Raw genomic sequence first — 19,485 nt, forward strand, 5'->3', positions numbered from 1 at the left:
CTGCGCTGCACCGGCGTGGCGTTCCCCGTCAGAGCGGCCGGGCGGGCTATCTGCGTCTTTGCGATCGCGTGACGATCACGCGCTGCACCACGATGAACAGCAGGAGCAACGCTCCGATGATGATCTGCGTCCACGCCTGCTCTGCCCCCATGAAGGAGATCACCTTCTTGATCGTGCCGTAGACCAGCACGCCGATCAGCGACCCGAGCACGTAGCCGGTCCCTCCGGACAGAAGCGTTCCGCCGATGACCACCGCAGCGATCGCGTCCAGTTCCGTGCCGATTCCGTTGCGCGGGTATCCGGCGCCCGAATACGCGGTCAGCAGCAGCCCGGCCAGTCCGCCGCAGACGCCGCTGATGACGTAGACCATGACCTTGGTGCGCGCCACGTTCAGTCCCATCAGTCGCGCGGACTGCTCGCCGCCGCCGATCGCATACACGGTGCGCCCGAAGCGGGTCCACAGCAGCACGTACGCGGCGATCGCGACGGCGACCAGCGCGATGATGCCCGTCGGGGTGATGTACCACCCGGCCACCTGGAACCGCGTGCGCTGCAGCCAGAGCACCGCCGGGTCCTCCACGCGGATGGATGAGAGGCTCACGACGAAGGCGAGCCCGCGGGCCAGGAACAGCCCCGCCAAGGATGCGATGAACGGCTGCACGTCGAAATAGTGCACGAGGACCCCGATGAGCAGACCGATGAGCGCGCCGGAGACCAGCATGATCGGCACGACGATCCCGGCGGGCATCCCCTGTGCGAGCAGGCTGGCGCCGAGGATGCCGGTGAAGGCCATGACGGAGCCGACCGAGAGGTCGATGCCGCCGGTGAGGATGACGAAGGTGAGTCCGACCGCCAGGACGACGAGGTAGGCGTTGTCCAGCAGCAGTGCAGACAGGTTCCCGGGACTGAGGAACTTCGGGAACCGGGCCTGAGCGCTGATCAGCAGCACGATCAGGATCGCCACCGCCGCGAAGGTCGGCATGAGCGAGGCACGCCTGCTCATGAACGTCGCATACCGGGATCTGGCGTCGGCGCGGCGGGGCTCGAGTTCCAGGCTTTTCGTCATGAGGCCACCCCCGCCCGATCGCCCGCATCGGACCGGCTCCTGCTGCCAGCGGTGCTGATCGCGCGGCGTCCCCAGCGGTGCAGCCGGGGGGACTGGACGAGCACCACGATGATCACGACCAGCGCGAAGAACACCGGGCTCTGTGCCGACGGAACGCCGAGGAAGAGGATTGTGGCCTCCAGGGTCTGGATCGTGAGCACGCCGATCACGGTTCCGGCGATGGTGAACTTGCCGCCCATCAGCGAGGTGCCGCCGAGCACGACGGCGAGGATCGCGTACAGCTCGATGAACAGACCTGCAGCGTTCGCGTCGGCCGCGCGGATGTTGGAGCTGTAGATGATTCCCGCCATGCCGGCCAGGAGGCCGCTGACCGCGTACGCGCTGAAGACGATCCCGCGGGCCCGCACGCCGGCCAGCCGGCTGGCTTCCGGGTTGATGCCCACCGCTTCGGTGAGCACCCCCAGTGCCGTGCGTCTCTCCACCAGCGCGATGGTGGCGATCGCGGCGAGGGAGATGAGGAATGCGAACGGGAGGCCGATCAGGTACCCGGTGGCGATGAACTCGTACGGGCCGCTGTTGACGGTCGTGATGAAGCCCTCGGTGATCAGCAGCGCGACTCCGCGACCTGCCAGCATCAGCACCAGGGTGGCGATGATCGGCTGGATGCCCACGACGGCGACGAGGAAGCCGTTCCAGACGCCGAGCACGAGCGCGACGAGCAGCGCCACGGCCAGTGCCACCAGAACAGTGCCGAGACTGCCCGGCTCGGACGAGGCGTCGATGATCGTCAGGGCGACGGCACCCGAGACGGCCATGATCGCTCCCACGGAGAGGTCGATGCCGCGGGTGGCGATCACGATCGTCATGCCCAGGGCGACCAGCATGAGCGGGGCGCTGTTGCGGAGGATGTCGATGAGCGCCCCGTACAGCTCGCCGTTGCGCACGGTGATGAGGATGAACTGCGGTCGCGCGATCGTGTTGATCGCGATGAGCGCGACCAGCGCGACGACCGGCCAGAACAGCCGATGCTTCACGATCGTCTTCACGCGACGCTCTCCTGTCTCTCGTCGGCGATGTAGTCGATCAGCCCCTCGATCGAGACGTCGCTGGAATCCAGCTCGCCGATCTTGCGGCGGTCCCGCATGACCACGACCCGCTGCGCCAGGCGGAGCACCTCCTCCAATTCCGAGGAGATGAAGACGACCGAGAGCCCCTGAGCGCTCAGCTCGGCCACCTTGCGCTGGATGTCGGCCTTCGCGCCGACGTCGATGCCTCGGGTCGGCTCGTCCAGAACGATCAGTTTCGGGGCTGTCGCCAGCCACCGGGCCAGCAGCACCTTCTGCTGGTTGCCGCCGGAGAGGTTGCCGGCCAGCATTCCGGGCACGGCGGGACGGACGCCGAGGGCGGCGATGTACTCGGCGACCACCGCTTCGGCCTCGGCGCGGCTCACCTTGCGCAGCGCGCCCCGGCGGGCCTGGATTCCCAGGACGATGTTCTCGGCGACGGTGAGGTCGGCGATGATGCCCTCGGCGCGGCGGTTCTCGGACGAGAAGGCCACCCGGTTCTCGATCGCGTGACGCGGTGTGGTGTGCCTGGTGGCCCGGCCGCCGACCTCCAGCTGACCGGAGTCCGAGCGGTCGGCACCGTAGAGCAGGCGCACCAGTTCGGTGCGGCCGGAGCCGAGCAGTCCCGCGATACCGACGACCTCGCCGTCGTAGACGGCGATGTCCGCCGGTTCCAGCACGCCCCGACGTCCGATCCCGGTCGCCTTCAGGACAGGCGTTCCGGTGCGATCGATCGTCCGGTCTGCGACGGAGGCCAGGGCGGCCAGCTCGTCCAGTTCGCGGCCGATCATCTTCGTCACCAGCGCACCGCGCGGAAGCCGGCCGATGGCGTACTCACCGACCAGCTGTCCGTTGCGCAGGACGGTGATCCGATCGGAGATCTCGTACACCTGGTCGAGGAAGTGGCTCACGAACAGGATCGCGACTCCGCGACCGCGGAGGTCGCGGATGACGGTGAAGAGCTGCTCGACCTCGCCGCGATCCAGGCTCGAGGTGGGCTCGTCCAAGATCAGCACCTTCGCATCCAGCACCATGGCGCGGCCGATCGCGATCAGCTGCTGGATGGCGATGGAGTGGCTGGAGAGGGTCGATTGGGTGTCGATGGCCAGTCCGAGGCTGCCGAGGTGCTCCGCCGCCTCGCGATGCGTCGCCCTCCAGTCGATTCCGGCACCGCGACGTCGCTCGTGTCCGAGCATGACGTTCTCCCCGACCGAGAGGTTCGCGCACAGGTTCACCTCCTGGTACACCGTGGAGATGCCGGCGGATTGCGCATCGGCCGTGCTGCTGAACCTTCGCGGCTCGCCGCTGACCACGATGGTCCCGGCGTCCACCGCCTGCACTCCGGTGAGCGCCTTGATCAGGGTCGACTTGCCGGCCCCGTTCTCGCCCATCAGTGCGTGCACCTCACCGGGGCGGAGCGTGAAATCGACGGCATCCAGGGCGAGCACGCCGGGGAATCGAACGGTGATTCCGGTCATTTCGACGACCGGGCCGACTGCGGTGTCCGCGGACATGGTGACTCAGTGCCTTTCCGAGCTCATCGCCGGCACGGTCGCCGGGGACCTGGGCGGCCCCCGGCGGCGTGCTCTGACCTACCTTGATACAGGATCGGTCCGGCTCTGCGGGTGGATTCGGATCGGATCAGTACAGACGGTCGTCGATGACCTCGGCGGCCTGGTCCTGGGTGAAGGTCTGGTCTTCGACGTAGACCTCCTTCTCCACCTCTTCGCCGGCGAGGACGTCCTTGACGAGTCCGGCGGCCAGTTCGCCCAGCAGCGGGTTGCACTCGACGATGAAGTTGATCTTGCCGTCCACGAGAGCCTGCATCCCGTCCTTGACGGCGTCGATCGACACGATCTGGATGTCCACTCCCGGCTCGCCACCGGCAGCCTCGATGGCCTCGATCGCACCGAGGGCCATGTCGTCGTTGTGCGCGTAGACGAGGTCGATGCCGTCCACGCCGTACTTCTGAAGGAATCCCTCCATGACCGTCTTGCCCCCGTCGCGCGTGAAATCACCGGTCTGCGAGTCGATCTTCTCGATGGCGGTTCCTTCGATGGCCTCATCGAAACCCTCGGCCCGATCGTTGGCCGGGGCCGAGCCGGTCGTCCCTTCCAGGACCACCATGTTGGTCGGGGTGTCGCCGAAGGTCTCCGCCGCCCACTCGGCGGCCATGACCCCTTCCTTCTTGAAGTCCAGGCCGACCCAGCTGGCGTACAGATCGTCCGAGGCCGACACCGTGCGGTCCTCGAGGATCACCGGGATGCCGGCATCCGCAGCTTCCTGCAGCACGTCGTCCCAGCCGTCCTCCACGATCGGGGCGATCACGATCGCGTCGACACCCTGATTGATGAAGTCCCGCACGGCGGCGATCTGGGCGGCAGTGTCGTTGTCGGCCGCATTGAAGGTCAGGTCGAAGCCGTTCTCCGCGGAGAAGGCGGTCTTCATGGACTCCGTGTTCGCACTGCGCCAACCGGATTCCGAACCGGTCTGCGCGAAGCCGACCGTGATGGGCTCGTCGCCCCCGCTGCCGCCGCCATCGCCGCTGCCGCCGCTCGAACCGGCACAGCCGCTCGCCACCAGCGCCAGGGCCGCCAGCAGCGCACCGCCGGCGAGAATGCTCTTCTTCATGTCCAAACCTCCTCGTTCGGGTCCGGCACCGCTGCCGGTCGTCGCCGCCGCGAGCACGGGCGGTCGTGTGACTGAATGTTAGCCTTCACAATCACGACGAGCGCAACATGTTAGCGGTAACATTTCGGTAACGAGCGGCTGCCCGCAACCCTGTCGCGGAGGACCTCCGACGCGCACCGACACCTCGGGAGTGAGCGATCACATCTACGCCCGCCGCGCGGGAGCCGGTCAGGGAAGCTGCGCCCGCGCACAGCGCGGATAGCCTGGGCGCATGAGCGAATCCGCCCGGCCCCGGTCATCCGATCGCGTGGGCGTGCGGGACGTCGCCCGCGTCGCGGGTGTCTCCACGCAGACCGTCTCCCGCGTGCTGAATGAGCACCCCGGCATCCGCGACGAGACACGCCGGCGTGTGATCGAGGCCATGGCCGCTCTGGACTATCGCGTGAACAACGCCGCGCGGGCCCTCGGCACCCGCCGCACCCGGACCATCGGCATCCTGGCGTCCGACGCGAACATGTACGGGCCGGCGATCGGCATCCTGGCCCTCGAGGCGGCCGCGCGCGCGGCAGGCCGCTGGATCACCGCGGCGTATGCGGACGCCGGCGACGAGGCATCCGTCGTCCACGCCGCCCGGCACCTGTCCGCACAGGACGTCGACGGCATCGTCGTCGTCGCGCCCCATGCGCGCACCCTTGCGGCGCTGGGTTCGGCGCGCGTCGGCGTGCCCGTGGTCGCCCTGCACGGGCCAGACGCCGCGGAGCTGCAGCGGGACGCCGCGATCAGGGCAATCGATCACCTCGTCGATGCCGGGCATGTGCACATCGCCCACCTCGCCGGGCCCGAGGAGTGGCTGGAGGCGCAGGCCAGGGCGGACGGCTTCCACGCCGCCCTGGGCGCGCACGGGCTCGTGGCGGCCGGTGTCTGGGGAGGGGACTGGGGCGCGGCCTCCGGTATGGCGGCGGCGGCCGGGATCGCGGACGCCATCCGAGCCCGCAGCGAGGTCACCGCCGTCTTCGCCGGCAACGACCAGATGGCGCTGGGGCTCATCGCCGGGCTCGTGGATGCCGGCCTCTCCGTTCCGGGCGACGTCAGCGTCGTGGGGGTCGACGACAACCCGGATGCCGCGTTCTACCGTCCGCCGCTGACCACGGTGCGCCTGGACGTCGCGGCCGAGGCGGCGCGGTGCATCGCCGAAGTGCTCGCCGAGCCGCAATCGGCGGCATCCATCGTCGTGGCCGCACCCGAATTGGTCGTCCGGAAGAGCACGCGCCGGCTCTGATGCCCGCACGCGCGGCGATCGGATGTGGCGCAGCACGCATGTTACCGGTAACCTTCACGGCATCCGGCGCGGTTCGGTCCGCCGCGCTGCACATACCCGATGGAGGGTTCCCGTGACGACATTCAGCCCCGACCTCGAGGCGGCGATCGCCGCCGTGCGCACAGACGTCGCGCGTTTGCACGGCGAACTGGTCCGCTACGGGCTGGTCGTGTGGACCGCAGGCAACGTCTCAGGCCGCGTGCCGGGCGCCGACCTCTTCGTGATCAAACCGTCCGGCGTCGCCTACGACGACCTCGCACCGCAGAACATGATCCTGTGCGACCTGGACGGATCGGTCGTGCCGGCCACGGCCGGCAGTGAGCGCGGCCCCTCCAGTGACACCGCCGCGCACGCCTATGTCTACCGTCACATGCCCGAGATCGGCGGGGTCGTGCACACCCACTCGACCTACGCCGTGGCCTGGGCAGCGCGGGGTGAGGAGATCCCGTGTGTGATCACCGGGATGGCAGACGAGTTCGGCGGACCCATCCCGGTGGGCCCGTTCGCGATCATCGGGGACGACTCGATCGGACGCGGCATCGTGGAGACGCTGCGCGGTCACCGGTCACGGGCTGTGCTGATGCAGAACCACGGTCCGTTCACGGTCGGCGTCTCGGCGAAGGACGCCGTCAAGGCGGCGGTCATGTGCGAGGACGCCGCGCGAACCGTCCACATCGCGCGTCAGGCGGGCCCGCTCATCCCGATCCCGCAAGAGCGGATCGACTCGCTCTACCGGCGCTACCAGAACGTGTACGGCCAGCCCACGGACGAACGCCGCGACCCCGGAGGGCGCAGATGAGCGCCGAGGTGATCCGCGCAGGCCGCACGGCGCTCGGCATCGAACTGGGCTCGACGCGCATCAAGGCGTGCCTGATCTCCAGCGATGACCCTTCCGATGTTCTGGCTGTCGGCAGCCACGAGTGGCAGAACCGCTTCGAGGGCCGGATGTGGACGTACTCGCTGGAGGACGTGTGGGCGGGGATCCGCGCCGCCTACGCCGATCTGCACGCCGATGCCGAGCGCCGCCACGGCGAACCTCTCGAGACCATCGGCGCCATCGGGGTGTCGGCGATGATGCACGGCTATCTCGCCTTCGGAGCAGACGACGAGTTGCTGGTCCCGTTCCGCACCTGGCGCAACACGACCACCGGACCGGCGGCATCCCAGCTGTCCGCGGCCTTCGGCACGAACATCCCCCTGCGGTGGTCGATCGCACATCTGTATCAGGCCGTCCTGGACGGTGAGCCGCACGTGCCGCACGTGCGGCGCATCACGACACTCGCCGGCCACGTGCACTGGCGCCTCACCGGGCGGCCGGTCCTCGGAGTCGGCGACGCCTCGGGCATGTTCCCCATCGCCGCAGGCACGAGCGACTATGACGCGCAGCTGCTGGACCGCTTCGACGGGCTCGTCGCCGATGTCGCTCCCGGCCTGCGCATCGCGGACCTGCTGCCCATCGTGCTGGTGGCCGGACAGCGGGCCGGGGAGCTCACCACCGCGGGCGCCGAGCTGCTGGATCCCTCCGGGACGCTGCGCCCCGGCATCCCGTTCTGCCCGCCGGAGGGTGACGCGGGCACCGGAATGGTCGCCACCAACGCGGTCGCGCCGCGCACCGGCAATGTCAGCGCCGGCACGAGCATCTTCGCGATGACCGTGCTCGAGCGGCCGCTGCACCGGGTTCATCCCGAGCTTGACCTGGTCACCACCCCCGCGGCGGATCCGGTGGCCATGGTGCACTGCAACAACGGCGCGAGCGAGCTTGCCGCGTGGGCGGGCCTGTTCGGCCGGTTCGCCGCCGCGAGCGGAAGCCCGGTCGGCGCCGACGAGGTGTTCGACACGCTCTTCAGCGAGGCACTCGAGGGCGACGCGGACGCCGGCGGGCTGCTGGCCTACAACCATCTCGCCGGCGAGCCGATCGCGGGGCTCGACGAGGGCCGGCCGCTGTTCGTCCGCACCCCGGACAGCCGTTTCTCGCTGGCCAACTTCATGCGTTCCCAGCTGTACGGCGTCTTCGCGACCCTCGCACTCGGGATGCGGGTGCTCGACGGTGAAGGCGTCACCATCGACCGGATGCACGCCCACGGCGGCATGTTCCGGACCACCGGTGTCGCGCAGCGGCTGCTCGCGGGCGCGCTGGACGCCCCCGTCGCCGTCGGAGGGACGGCGTCCGAGGGTGGCGCGTGGGGCATGGCGGTCCTGGCCTCGTACCTCGGGCACGCCGCACGCACCGATCTGACCGCGTACCTCGGCCGGCGCGTCTTCGCCGGCGCCGGCATCCACATCGCCGCACCGCAGCCCGAGGACGTGTCGGGTTTCGCGGCCTACCTCGACCGGTACCGCGCCGGACTGCACGTCGAGCGAGCTGCCGTGGAGTACCTGTGACCCCCGCGGCGATGTCCCCATCGTTGTGGCCCGGAGGGTCCGGGAGCAACAACGGATGGGACCTGACCGAGACGAACGCCGCATCACACGCCCGGCCCGGGGCGCTCGACCGAGAAGAGACCAGATGAGCAGGACACCGCTGAGCACCGCCCTCGAGGGCTACGAGGTCTGGTTCGTCACCGGCAGCCAGGACCTGTACGGGGAGGCGACGCTGCGACAGGTGGCGTCACAGTCGCTGGCGGTGGCCGAGGCGCTGGCCGGTCTTCCGGTGAAAGTCGTGTGGAAGCCCGTTCTGAAGGACCCGGACGGCATCCGCCGCCTCGCTCTCGAGGTGAACGCGCGCGACGACGTGATCGGCGTGATCGCGTGGATGCACACGTTCAGCCCGGCCAAGATGTGGATCGCCGGCCTGGCCGCGCTGCAGAAGCCCCTGCTGCACCTGCACACGCAGGCGAATGTCGAGCTGCCCTGGGCGGACATCGACTTCGATTTCATGAACCTCAATCAGGCGGCGCACGGGGACCGCGAGTTCGGCTACATCCAGACCCGTCTGGGCGTCGCCCGCAAGACGGTGGTGGGACACGTGTCGCATCCGCCCGTGCGTCAGCAGATCGAGGACTGGCAGCGCGCCGCGGCCGGCTGGACTGCGGCGCGCACGCTCAAGCTCGCCCGCTTCGGCGACAATATGCGCTACGTCGCCGTGACCGAGGGTGACAAGACCGAGGCGGAGCTGCGGTTCGGCGTACAGGTCAACACCTGGGGGGTCAACGAGCTGGTCGAGGCGGTGGATGCCGCGACCGCCGCCGACATCGACGCGCTCGTAGCCGAATACGAAGACCGCTACGACGTGGCCGCGGAGCTGCGTCGCGAGGGCGCCCGCCACCAGTCCCTGCGCGACGGCGCGGCGATCGAACTGGGTCTGCGCTCCTTCCTCGAGGAGGGCGGCTTCGGCGCGTTCACGACGTCCTTCGAGGACCTGGGTTCGCTCAGGCAGCTGCCCGGCCTCGCGGTGCAGCGGCTGATGGCCGAAGGCTACGGCTTCGGCGCGGAGGGGGACTGGAAGACCGCGATCCTGGTGCGCGTCGCGAACGTCATGGGGGCCGGCCTGCCCGGCGGCGCGAGCCTGATGGAGGACTACACCTACGACCTGGTCCCCGGCCGGGAGCGCATCCTGGGCGCGCACATGCTCGAAGTCTCGCCGTCGCTGACGACCGCGACGCCGCGCCTGGAGGTGCACCCCCTCGGCATCGGCGGCAAGGAGGATCCCGTCCGCCTGGTCTTCACTGCCGACCCCGGTCCCGGTGTCGTCGTCGCGCTGAGCGACATGCGCGACCGGTTCCGCCTGGTCGCCAACGTGATCCAGAACGTGACGGCTCCGGATCTGCCGAAGCTCCCGGTGGGCAGGGCGGTGTGGAGCCCGGCGCCCGATTTCGCCACGAGCGCGGCCTGCTGGCTCGCCGCCGGAGCGGCCCACCACACCGTGATGACGACCGCAGTCGGGATCGAGGTGTTCCGGGACTTCGCCGAGATCGCCCGGACCGAGCTGCTCGTCATCGACGACGAGACGACGGTGCGAGCCTTCCAGAAGGAGCTTCGCTGGAACCAGGCGTACTATCGACTGGCCCAGGGCTTCTGACCCGTCCGGGGCACTCCTCTCTCATGCGCACAGTTCTCTCAGGTACCCAGCACGCCCTGCGGGCGGGGGATCACCAAGCCGTCATCGCCAGCGTCGGGGCCTCCCTGCGCTCGCTCACGTTCGGCGGACGCGATCTCGTCGTCCCCTTCGACGCCGACCAGGTCCGCCCGTCCTATCGGGGTGCGACCCTGGCGCCGTGGCCCAATCGCATCGTCGACGGCCGCTACACCTTCGCCGGCGCGGAGCGGCAGGTGGCACTGACCGAGCCAGCCCGCCACCATGCGATGCACGGCCTGGCGGGGTGGCTGGACTTCCAGCCCATCGACAAGGGCCCGAGCCACGTCACCCTCGCCGCGACGATCGAACCGCAGACCGGGTATCCCTGGCGCATCCTCGTGGCGACCACATTCTCGCTCGGCCCGGACGGTCTGACGCAGACCGTCCGGGCGACGAACGAGAGCCCGGATGCCGCACCCTGGGGCACCGGGCCGCACCCGTACCTGGTGGCCGGGCCGGGAACCGTCGACGACTGGACGCTCGAGCTGCCTGCCGGGGAGGTTCTGGCTGTGACGCGGGATCGCCTCATCCCCACCGACCTGCGTGCGGTCGATGCCGATGATCCGGCACGGTTCGACTTCCGCGAGCCGCGTCGCATCGGCTCGGTCGAACTCGACCACGCCTACACCGCCCTGACGCGAGACGGGTCCGGATGTGCGACCGTGCGTCTGACGGATGCCGCCGGCTCGGGTGTCGAGATGGTGTGGAACGAGGCGTGCCCGTGGGTTCAGATCCACACGTCGGACAAGGGAGTCGGCAAGCCGGGCCACCGCGCCGGTCTCGCCGTCGAGCCGATGACCTGTGCGCCCGACGCGTTCAACGCGGCATCGTACGACTACGACACCGGTCTCATCGTGCTCGACCCGGAAGCCTCGACCGAGGCATCCTGGCGCATCGCCGCCATCTCCTGACCCCGCTCGATCGCCCCGCCCCGCCCCGCCCCGCTCCCCTCGCCTCGCTCCGCCCCGCGTCGGTCGCCTGACCCCGCGCCCCTGCCCCGCCCGCTCGCCTGTCACGACACGCCGAGCGGGCCGCGGATTGCGACAGCTGAGCCACGCACCGTGGCCGTTCGCCTGTCACGACACGCCGCGCGGGCCGCGGATTGCGACAGCTGAGCCACGCACCGCGGCCGCTCGCCTGTCACGACACGCCGCGCGGGGCGGCGGATTGCGACAGGCGAACGGGCGGGGCCGGGGAGCGGGCGGCCGAGGCAGACAGAAGGCCCCGGAGTATTCTCCGAGGCCCCCCGTTGTGCCACGGCCGAGCCGGGCAGGTCGCTGTGCGTCAGCTGTTGCGCATCTTCTCCTTGAGAGAGTTGCGCGTCTCGACGGAATCGCGTTCGGCTTGCGCCTTGTCCACGTCGGCTTCCGCTTTCTTCACGTCCGCGTCCGCCTTCGCCGCGTCCATCTTGTCGCCGATCGCGTCAGTGGTGTCTTCCCACTTGTCCTCGATCTTGCGTCCCGCGGTCTCGGCCGTCTCTTTGGCGTCATCCATGAATCCCATGTGCGCCTCCTTTCGTGAAGTAACGCTGCCGACGTTACGCCTGCGACGCCCGACGGGAGGGGGGGTTGCACGTGCCCGGGGAGGTCGCTAGAACGCGGAGGTGTCCGCCGCGAATGCGGAACGGCCGGGCGGAAGAATCCACCCGGCCGTTCCCGTCACTGCTGCGATTCAGCCGCGGGGTGCGCCGGAGCGCGTTCCGTTGTGCTGCGCGCGACGGTTGCCTGTGGGCCGGGCCGCCTGGCCGGCGCGCGGGTTGTGCGCGGCGGCGGGCTGACCGGTTCCGGTCGAGTACACCGGACGCGCGTGCGGTGCGGATCCCGCCGCTGCACGATCGCGGCCTCCGGCTGCGCCTCCGCGACCGGCGGCTGCGCCGCCGCGGCCCGCGCTCGCGCCGCCGGCGTTGCCGCCGCGGCCCTGACCGCCACGACCTTGACCGCCACGACCCTGCGAGGTCTGACCAGTGCGGGGCTTGCCGGAACGCTGCGGCTCGGCCTGGATCGGAGCGGGGCGGACGTGCTCGGCCCGCTCGCCGACGAGCTCGGTGATGGGAGCGGACTCGGCGGTGACCTGCTCGAGCGGCGCCTGGATGCCGGCCTTGCGGAGCAGGTCCGCCACGTCGCGTCGCTGCGAGGGGATCACGACGGTGACGACCGTGCCGGCGGCGCCGGCCCGAGCGGTGCGGCCCGAGCGGTGCAGGTACGCCTTGTGCTCCATCGGCGGATCGACGTGAACGACCAGCTCGACGTCATCGACGTGGACGCCGCGAGCGGCCACGTCGGTGGCGACCAGCACACGGACGCCGCCCTTGGCCGCGTCGGCGCCGAAAGCCGCGAGGTTGCGCTCGCGGGCTGCCTGCGACAGGTTGCCGTGCAGATCGACGGCCGGGATGCCGGCTGCCGTCAGGAGCTTGGCCAGCTTCTTGGCCTGGTGCTTGGTGCGGGTGAACAGGATGCGACGGCCACGGCCGGAGGCGAGATGGCGGACCAGCGCGGGCTTCTCGTCATCGCTGATCATGAACACGCGGTGGGTCATCTCGCCCTGCGGGACGCTCTGGTCGTCCACCTCATGGCGCACCTCGTCGCGCAGGAAGCGCTTCACGAGGCCGTCGACACCGCGATCCAGCGTGGCGCTGAAGAGCATGCGCTGCCCGCCCTGCGGCGTGGCGGCCAGAATGCGCGTGACGCCGGGCAGGAACCCGAGGTCGGCCATGTGGTCGGCTTCGTCCAGCACCGTGATCTCCACGCGGTCGAGCTTGACGACACCCTGCTTCATGAGGTCTTCGAGCCGGCCGGGGCAGGCCACGACGATGTCGACGCCGTTGCGCAGTGCCGTCTCCTGCGGCTTCTGGCTGACGCCGCCGAAGATGGTGGTCACGGTCAGGCCGGAGGCCGCGGCCAGGGGCTGGACGGTGGCGGCGATCTGGGTCGCGAGCTCACGCGTCGGTGCCAGGATCAAGCCGCGCGGGCGGCTCGTGGTCCGGCTGGCGGCGTACGCGCCGGAGAGGCGGGCCACCAGGGGGAGGGCGAACGCGATCGTCTTGCCGCTGCCGGTGCGGCCGCGGCCGAGCACGTCACGGCCCGCAAGGGAGTCCGGCAGCGTGTCGCGCTGGATCGGGAACGCTTCGGTCTTGCCTTCTGTGGCGAGAACGTTGGCCAGCGGCGCGGGCACGCCGAGGTCGAGGAAAGTAGACATAGAGAAGGAGCTTTCAGTCCGGGCACGCCGCAAGATGGGCGTTGAAGGGGCGACGGCGCGGGTTCGCGCATCGGTTCGCCGTGTGTAAAGAGCCGCGGCACAGAAGCTGCGGAGCGTGACAACGACGCTGGGCGGAATAAACCGCCAAGACCACGCTAGCACGCCAGGTTGCGCATCCCCTGTGGGGGACACGCGTCATATGTCAACCCCCCGTAGCACATTCCTGACGGCGCATGTGCCAGCACGTATTGTGGGGTACCAGCGATAGGCGCCCGCCCTTCGCTTTTTCGCCCTTCCCGCCTGTGCGGGAACCCGATCAGGTAGGTGCCGCAATCACTACACTCTCCGCACCCGGGTCCACTCTCGGCGCCGTACGCCAGACGTACGCCCGCAAAGAGGACTTCCCGCCCATCACGCAGGCGTACACGAAGGTGTCCCAGGTTGTGCGTGAGACCGGTCTTCTGGACCGCACTCCGTGGTTCTACATCGCCGTCGGCAGCGCGATCGCGCTGGGCTTCGCTGGAGCCATCACCGGATTCATCCTGCTCGGCGACAGCTGGTTCCAGCTCCTCATCGCCGCCGCGCTCGGCATCCTGTTCACGCAGGTCGCGTTCCTCTCGCACGAGGCCGCCCACCGCACGATCCTCACGTCGGGCAAAGCGAACGACAGGCTTGCGCTGATCCTCGGCAACGGCATCGTCGGCATGAGCAGGGACTGGTGGGGCTCCAAGCACACCCGCCACCATGCCAACCCGAACCGCGTCGGCAAGGACCCGGACATCGAGATCGACACGATCCGCTTCCTCGAAGAGGACGCCGTGAAGGTGCACGGGGCGATGAGCTTCATCACCCGCCGTCAGGGCTGGCTGTTCTTCCCGCTGCTGCTGCTGGAAGGCCTCAACCTCCACTACATCGGCCTGCGCCACCTCCTCGATTTCCGTCAGCCGGTCAAGGGCCGCTGGATCGAGCTGGTCCTCATCGCCCTCCGCTTCGCGGTCGTACTGACCCCGATCTTCGTGTTCCTGCCCCTGGGCCTGGCCTTCGCCTTCCTGGGCGTGCAGCTCGCCGTCTTCGGCGTGTACATGGGAGCGGCGTTCGCGCCGAATCACAAGGGCATGCCCATCATCGACGCCGACGCGAAGCTCGACTTCTTCACCAAGCAGGTGCGCACGTCCCGCAACGTGTCCGGTGGCTGGTGGGCGACGTGGCTCATGGGTGGCCTCAACTACCAGATCGAGCACCACCTGTTCCCGAGCATGCCGCGCCCGCACCTCGCGCAGGCCCGCGAGATCGTGATCGAGCACTGCCGGACCCTCGATGTGCCGTACACGGAAACGACGCTTCTGAAGTCCTACGGAATCGTGATCCGGTACCTCAACGAGGTCGGCCTCGCGGCTCGGGACCCCTTCGAATGCGGGATCGTCCAGAAGTTCCGCACCAAGGGAGTCTGACCCCTGCGGGGCCGCCGTCCCCGCATACCCACGACGCCGATCGTCCGCTGTGCTCTCGAGCACTAGACGATCGGCGTCGTCGTGTCCGTCGCCTCCCGCAACGGCCGCCGCATCGCACTCCAGTAGCGCGTCGGCGCCAGCCGGGTCAGGACGTCCACAAGTCGCGCCTCACGTCCCACGAAGGTGCGAGCTCTGCGTCGCACCGTCGCCTCGACGATGCGATACGCGGCATCCTGCGGCTCGGTGTGATACATCCGAGCCTGCGCGGCAGCCGCCCGCTGGGCCACCGCCGGCTCGATCGCCGCGGCGAAGCGCCCGTGGAGGATGATGCCCGTCTTGACCCCCGCCGGATAGACGGCCCCGACCGTCACCGTCGAACGCTCCAGCTCGTGCCGCAACGACTCGGTGAAACCACGCACCGCGAACTTGCTCATCGCGTACGGGATCCGACCGGCGGGCGCTGCCAGGCCGTAGATGCTGACCAGGTGCGTGATGTGCGCGGCCGGCTCGCGCCTCAGCGCCGGCAGCAGCGCCTGGGTGATGCTCACCGTCCCCCACAGGTTCACGTCCATCAGCCAGCGCATCTCCGCCATGGTCAGCTGCGTGATGTCGCCCAGCATGGACGAGCCCGCACACGTGATCAGCGACTGCACGTGGGGGTGGGATGCCGTAATCGCGGCGCCGAGCGCCGCAACGGCCGCATCATCGGTCAGATCGAGGATGTGCGCGCTGTGGCCGGTGCCGGAGAGCTCGGCAGCCAGGGCGCTCAGGCCGGCAGCATCCCTGTCGATCAGAACCAGCCGCGCACCGCGGCGATCGAGCTCCCGGGCGATCTCGGCACCCATGCCGCTGGCTGCGCCGGTGATGACGCTCGTCCTGCCGTGCACGTCCAATCGCCGCGTTCTGCCCACGTTCGCCCCCACCCCGTCGTCGTCGTACGATTCTTGCCGACTTCGCCTCGACGCCGCTGACGGTAACCTCGTCCTGAGGGGAGTGCGTCGCATGGGAAAGACCTCCGATGCCGTTTTCGAAGGCGTCTCGATCGCTTCGGCTGCTGCGCGCCTTGCCGTGCGCAACCACATCCTGATGGAGACGATCGCCCACGACGCGCAGTTCGATGCGGACGCCGTCGCCGGGTACGCGCGCGACACGCTGATCGCGCTGGCCGACGAGCAGGAGGCGGCCGCGGATCTCGCGCGCCGTCAGCGCAAGACCGCGTGGGGCAAGTTCTCCGACCCGGACAGCACCCACGACTACCGTGACCGCGACACCCGCAACCTGCGCAAGCGCGACAAGCAGTACCGTGGCGTGGCGCAGGAACTGCGCAACCGCGCCGCCGACCCCGAGGCGGTCAGCGAACTCGTCGAGCAGGCGCGCGATGCCGCGTGGGGAGACGTGGAATCCAATCTCCAGCGCCGACTGCAGGTCGAAGGCATGCGCGCGGACAACGACCCCGAGTACGACACGATGCGTGGCGCGCGCATGCAGGCGCTTCGCCTGGTAGACCTGCCGCGACTGGCTGCCCACCGCCGTCGCCTGGTCGAGGGGGAGAGCCTGCAGTCGGCCGAGCTCGAGCGGGAGTGAATGCCGTGGCGACAGAGCCCCACCCGATGCGGTTTCCGGTGGACCACCCGCTGGTCCAGCGGATGCGCACGCTCTGCATGCGCTACCCCGAAGCGGCCGAGGTCATCGCCCACGGTCGCGTCACCTTCCGGGCCGGCAAACGACAGTTCGCCATCGTCGGCGCTGCCCACGACGATCGCGACGCGGTCGAATTCCTGCCCGATCTGGCGGAACGCGACGCGCTTCTCGAGCGAGAAGACGTCTTCGTGCCGGCATACGAGGGCGCGTATGGCTGGCTGGCCATGCGCGTGGACTCGGATGCCGCGGACTGGGACCTGGTCGCAGAACTGCTGGATGCCTCGTACCGCCGGGTCGCGCTCACCCGTCAGTTGCGCGCGCTGGACGCGGACCCGGTGGTCCCGTTCGGTGACTGACGGCGCCGCCTCGCCAGTGCCCTTATCCGCCCGATCCGCCCTCGCGGCGGCTCGATTCGGCGGGAGCGCCATGCTGAGGTATTCTGGACGCTGGCCGCACGCGAGTGCACGCCATGCGCCCGTAGCTCAATGGATAGAGCATCTGACTACGGATCAGAAGGTTGGGAGTTCGAGTCTCTTCGGGCGCACACTGTGTTGAGACAGTGATTAGGGAAAAGTGCCGGGAAACCGGCACTTTTTTCTGTTTCCGGACTCTTCTGATCCGCCTCTGACTCGAATCAGAAGAGTCCGAGGCCGGTGCGGGCTGGTACGCCCGCGTGATTCCGCGGAATTCGGCCCTTCGGGGCTCGTCGCCAGCGGTGAGTCAGAAGGTCTTGTGGGCGCCACATGTCTGCACCGTCGCCAACTGCCCGGGCCGGAATGGGTCGTCGCTACAGGTGTACCGGGGTGCGGCTGAAGGCGCGGAGCGCGCTATCGCCGCCATCGAGACGGAATCGATTGCGCAGGTCCCAAGGGGTCGCGCGCGCCCAGACGAACAGCACCAGGTCACCGACATCCGGTCGAAGCCGGTCTAGGAGATCAAGGTTCGGGTGGCGAGCTCCATGTGCTGCGCCACCGCTGCGGCCGCCGTGTCGGGGTCGCCCGTTGCAATGGCGTCCACGATCTCGAGGTGGCGGGGCACGTCCATGTTCCGCACCGCCCGCTCGATCCCGGATCGGGTGATCGACATCAGGATGGACCCTTCCAAGGCGCTCCAGGCGCGCATGAGCGTGTCGTTGCCCGTCAGCCGGCAGAGTTCGCGGTGAAAGTCGAGGTCGGCACGCATGCGCGCGTCGAGCGATTCATTCTCCGCCGCGCTCATCAGTCCGACTGCCGCTCGCAGACTTTCGACGGCCGACTCGCGCTGCGGGCTCTCAGCGACAGTGCGGGCGGCCAAAGCCTCGAGGGCAGCACGGACGAGGAACAGGTCCCGCAGCTCTTCGTCGTCCATGCGGCGGACCAGGAGCCGTCCCCGTGATCCCTCGGTGAGGAGACCTTCGATCTGCAGAGTGCGCATGGCCTCGCGGAGGGTGCCGCGGCTGATCTGCAGTCGTTGAGACATCTCGATCTCTGAGACGTGCGACCCGGGCGGAAGCTCGCCGGTGGTGATGGCACGTCGGAGGACCTCGATCGCCTGCATCCGCAGCGTATTGCGTTGCAATCCGAGAATGGCGGGACTATCGGTCATCCGCTATCCCTCCCGTGGTTTGCGTGTCGAGTCTACGAGAGCGGCGCACGTGTTCGGGTGCGCCGCTCTCGTATGCGCCGAGTCAACTCAGTTGGCGCGTTCGAGCTCGCGTGCCTCGGCGGATGCTTCCTTCGCGTACTCCCGCTGCGCCTTCGTCCAGGTCTCAGGCGTCACGACGGCCGAGACGAGTCCGATGAGTGCGTATAGCGAGAACAGGGCTGCCGGGCCGACCCATCCGAAGGCGCCGAACAGCAGTGTCGTGATGAAGGGGGTGAATCCGGACACCATGGCCGAGATCTGGTAGGCCAGCGATGCCCCCGAGGTGCGGGTGTTGGCGTTGAACAGCTCAGGGAACCAGGCGCCCTGCGCACCCGCGAGTGCGTTTTGGAACACCGCGTAGGAGAGCACGATGACGATGATGACCATGGGGTAGACGGCGGTGTTGACGCCGAGGAACATCAGGAATCCCCAGAACACACCCAAAGCGGTCACGATCAGGTACAGCGGTCGCCGCCCGATCTTGTCGGTGAGTCGTGCCCAACCCCAGGTGGCGAAGATGCCGATCCCGGCCGCGAGGGACAGCGCGGTCAGTGTCTGCCAGCTTTCGGTGATCCTGTTGGTGTTGAGGTAGGAGATCAGGTAGGTGATCGAGATCGCGTAGCCGGCGGTTTCTGCGACCCGGAGGCCAATGCCGCGGAGGATGTTGCCCCAGTCGGTCTTGATGACCTCGATAATCGGAGCCCGGAGGACCTTGCCCTCAGCCTTAACGTCTTCGAAGACCGGGGACTCGGGAACCTTCGCGCGGATGATCAGACCGACGATGACCAGGATGATGCTGGCCAAGAACGGCACGCGCCATGCCCAGTCGCCAGGCAGGTGGACGCTGACGAGGAAGACGAGGTTCGCGAGCAGCAGTCCGACGGGGAAGCCAGCTTGGACGATACCGGTGAAGCCACCCTTGAAGCGCCACGGCGCATGCTCATACGTCATCAAGATCGCGCCGCCCCACTCAGCACCGAATGCGAGGCCCTGGACGATGCGGACGAGCACGAGCAGGATCGGGGCGACGATGCCGACCATCGCGTAGGTGGGAAGAAGGCCGATGGCGAAAGTGGCCAGACCCATCAGAATCAGCGATGCGACGAGGACCGGCTTCCGCCCGACGCGGTCGCCGAGGTGTCCGCCGATGATCCCGCCAATGGGGCGTGCGGCAAATCCGGCACCGAGGGTGGCGAACGACAGCAGTGTTCCGGTTATCGGGTCGGACCCGGGGAAGAACGCGGTGCCGAAGTACAGGGCCGCGGCTGTGCCGAAGCCGATGAAGTCATACGTCTCGATGACTGCGCCGACGCCGGAACCGACGGCGACTCGCTTTCTCTGGGGTGTGCCGTTGACGACACCCCGCATGGTGATGGCTGCTTCGCTCATCTCTCTGCCTTCCTCACGTCATTGTGACCGAC

The 19,485-nt window shown here is 68.9% G+C and carries 17 protein-coding genes and 1 tRNA gene; 9 read left to right on the top strand and 9 right to left on the bottom strand.

What is annotated here, in order from left to right:
* Positions 1-46: 46 nt before the first annotated feature.
* The 4 genes from NQ152_RS12995 to NQ152_RS13010 all read right to left on the bottom strand — a co-directional run bounded on the left by NQ152_RS12995 (position 47) and on the right by NQ152_RS13010 (position 4,761).
* Entirely contained in the window at positions 47-1,066 is a 1,020-nt protein-coding gene (locus tag NQ152_RS12995; RefSeq protein ID WP_257524298.1) for a sugar ABC transporter permease YjfF, read from the bottom strand.
* Entirely contained in the window at positions 1,063-2,112 is a 1,050-nt protein-coding gene (locus NQ152_RS13000) for an ABC transporter permease (protein ID WP_257503648.1), read from the bottom strand. The genes NQ152_RS12995 and NQ152_RS13000 overlap by 4 nt, the downstream gene beginning before the upstream one ends.
* Positions 2,109-3,644: a sugar ABC transporter ATP-binding protein gene (locus NQ152_RS13005; protein WP_257524299.1), complete on the bottom strand. Its 1,536-nt coding sequence runs from the start codon at positions 3,642-3,644 to the stop codon at positions 2,109-2,111. The genes NQ152_RS13000 and NQ152_RS13005 overlap by 4 nt, the downstream gene beginning before the upstream one ends.
* 127 nt (positions 3,645-3,771) lie before the next feature.
* Entirely contained in the window at positions 3,772-4,761 is a 990-nt protein-coding gene (locus tag NQ152_RS13010; RefSeq protein ID WP_257524300.1) for an ABC transporter substrate-binding protein, read from the bottom strand.
* 271 nt (positions 4,762-5,032) lie between these two features.
* On the opposite strand from NQ152_RS13010, the gene NQ152_RS13015 reads away from it, so the two are divergent.
* The 5 genes from NQ152_RS13015 (at position 5,033) to NQ152_RS13035 (ending at position 11,065) form a co-directional block, all read left to right on the top strand.
* Positions 5,033-6,040, top strand: coding sequence for a LacI family DNA-binding transcriptional regulator (locus NQ152_RS13015; protein ID WP_257524301.1), 1,008 nt, complete (start codon positions 5,033-5,035; stop codon positions 6,038-6,040).
* A 112-nt stretch (positions 6,041-6,152) separates the two neighbouring features.
* On the top strand, positions 6,153-6,878 hold the full coding sequence (locus NQ152_RS13020) for an L-ribulose-5-phosphate 4-epimerase (protein WP_257524302.1): 726 nt from the start codon (positions 6,153-6,155) through the stop codon (positions 6,876-6,878).
* Positions 6,875-8,461, top strand: a complete 1,587-nt coding sequence (locus tag NQ152_RS13025; RefSeq protein WP_257524303.1) for a xylulokinase — start codon at positions 6,875-6,877, stop codon at positions 8,459-8,461. The genes NQ152_RS13020 and NQ152_RS13025 overlap by 4 nt, the downstream gene beginning before the upstream one ends.
* 124 nt (positions 8,462-8,585) lie before the next feature.
* The gene (gene araA, locus NQ152_RS13030; protein ID WP_257524304.1) at positions 8,586-10,097 is read left to right on the top strand and encodes an L-arabinose isomerase; all 1,512 of its coding nucleotides are present in this window, start codon (positions 8,586-8,588) and stop codon (positions 10,095-10,097) included.
* Between the two features lie 23 nt (positions 10,098-10,120).
* Positions 10,121-11,065, top strand: coding sequence for an aldose 1-epimerase family protein (locus tag NQ152_RS13035; RefSeq protein ID WP_257524305.1), 945 nt, complete (start codon positions 10,121-10,123; stop codon positions 11,063-11,065).
* Positions 11,066-11,438: 373 nt separating this feature from the next.
* Here the strand turns inward: NQ152_RS13035 and NQ152_RS13040 are convergent, their stop codons facing one another.
* Positions 11,439-11,657, bottom strand: coding sequence for a hypothetical protein (locus NQ152_RS13040; RefSeq protein ID WP_257524306.1), 219 nt, complete (start codon positions 11,655-11,657; stop codon positions 11,439-11,441).
* Positions 11,658-11,825: 168 nt separating this feature from the next.
* On the bottom strand, positions 11,826-13,349 hold the full coding sequence (locus NQ152_RS13045) for a DEAD/DEAH box helicase (protein WP_257524307.1): 1,524 nt from the start codon (positions 13,347-13,349) through the stop codon (positions 11,826-11,828).
* A gap of 332 nt (positions 13,350-13,681) precedes the next feature.
* On the opposite strand from NQ152_RS13045, the gene NQ152_RS13050 reads away from it, so the two are divergent.
* On the top strand, positions 13,682-14,800 hold the full coding sequence (locus tag NQ152_RS13050) for an acyl-CoA desaturase (protein WP_285178383.1): 1,119 nt from the start codon (positions 13,682-13,684) through the stop codon (positions 14,798-14,800).
* 62 nt (positions 14,801-14,862) lie between these two features.
* On the opposite strand, the gene NQ152_RS13055 is transcribed toward NQ152_RS13050, so the two are convergent.
* Entirely contained in the window at positions 14,863-15,711 is an 849-nt protein-coding gene (locus NQ152_RS13055; RefSeq protein ID WP_257524308.1) for an SDR family oxidoreductase, read from the bottom strand.
* Positions 15,712-15,802: 91 nt separating this feature from the next.
* Between NQ152_RS13055 and NQ152_RS13060 the strand changes: the two genes are divergently transcribed.
* The 3 genes from NQ152_RS13060 (at position 15,803) to NQ152_RS13070 (ending at position 16,985) form a co-directional block, all read left to right on the top strand.
* Positions 15,803-16,384, top strand: a complete 582-nt coding sequence (locus NQ152_RS13060; RefSeq protein ID WP_257503636.1) for an asparagine synthase — start codon at positions 15,803-15,805, stop codon at positions 16,382-16,384.
* Between the two features lie 5 nt (positions 16,385-16,389).
* Positions 16,390-16,797 carry an MmcQ/YjbR family DNA-binding protein gene (locus tag NQ152_RS13065; RefSeq protein ID WP_257524309.1) on the top strand — a complete coding sequence of 136 codons (408 nt, stop codon included), beginning with the start codon at positions 16,390-16,392 and terminating at the stop codon, positions 16,795-16,797.
* Positions 16,798-16,912: 115 nt separating this feature from the next.
* Positions 16,913-16,985 (top strand) — tRNA-Arg (locus NQ152_RS13070).
* A gap of 383 nt (positions 16,986-17,368) precedes the next feature.
* Here the strand turns inward: NQ152_RS13070 and NQ152_RS13075 are convergent.
* Both NQ152_RS13075 and NQ152_RS13080 read right to left on the bottom strand, forming a co-directional pair.
* Positions 17,369-18,025 carry a GntR family transcriptional regulator gene (locus NQ152_RS13075; RefSeq protein WP_257524310.1) on the bottom strand — a complete coding sequence of 219 codons (657 nt, stop codon included), beginning with the start codon at positions 18,023-18,025 and terminating at the stop codon, positions 17,369-17,371.
* 87 nt (positions 18,026-18,112) lie between these two features.
* Positions 18,113-19,453, bottom strand: coding sequence for an MFS transporter (locus NQ152_RS13080; RefSeq protein WP_257524311.1), 1,341 nt, complete (start codon positions 19,451-19,453; stop codon positions 18,113-18,115).
* Positions 19,454-19,485 lie beyond the last annotated feature (32 nt).

Origin of the sequence: Microbacterium sp. zg.B48, from assembly GCF_024623505.1 — a bacterium.
Classification (GTDB): Bacteria; Actinomycetota; Actinomycetes; order Actinomycetales; family Microbacteriaceae; genus Microbacterium.

Coding starts and splice junctions, on each gene's coding strand:
- NQ152_RS12995 (WP_257524298.1), bottom strand. CDS start 1,066: ATGACGAAAAGCCTGGAACTCGAGCCCCGCCGCGCCGACGCCAGATCC.
- NQ152_RS13005 (WP_257524299.1), bottom strand. CDS start 3,644: ATGTCCGCGGACACCGCAGTCGGCCCGGTCGTCGAAATGACCGGAATC.
- NQ152_RS13010 (WP_257524300.1), bottom strand. CDS start 4,761: ATGAAGAAGAGCATTCTCGCCGGCGGTGCGCTGCTGGCGGCCCTGGCG.
- NQ152_RS13015 (WP_257524301.1), top strand. CDS start 5,033: ATGAGCGAATCCGCCCGGCCCCGGTCATCCGATCGCGTGGGCGTGCGG.
- NQ152_RS13025 (WP_257524303.1), top strand. CDS start 6,875: ATGAGCGCCGAGGTGATCCGCGCAGGCCGCACGGCGCTCGGCATCGAA.
- araA (WP_257524304.1), top strand. CDS start 8,586: ATGAGCAGGACACCGCTGAGCACCGCCCTCGAGGGCTACGAGGTCTGG.
- NQ152_RS13035 (WP_257524305.1), top strand. CDS start 10,121: ATGCGCACAGTTCTCTCAGGTACCCAGCACGCCCTGCGGGCGGGGGAT.
- NQ152_RS13040 (WP_257524306.1), bottom strand. CDS start 11,657: ATGGGATTCATGGATGACGCCAAAGAGACGGCCGAGACCGCGGGACGC.
- NQ152_RS13045 (WP_257524307.1), bottom strand. CDS start 13,349: ATGTCTACTTTCCTCGACCTCGGCGTGCCCGCGCCGCTGGCCAACGTT.
- NQ152_RS13060 (WP_257503636.1), top strand. CDS start 15,803: ATGGGAAAGACCTCCGATGCCGTTTTCGAAGGCGTCTCGATCGCTTCG.
- NQ152_RS13075 (WP_257524310.1), bottom strand. CDS start 18,025: ATGACCGATAGTCCCGCCATTCTCGGATTGCAACGCAATACGCTGCGG.
- NQ152_RS13080 (WP_257524311.1), bottom strand. CDS start 19,453: ATGAGCGAAGCAGCCATCACCATGCGGGGTGTCGTCAACGGCACACCC.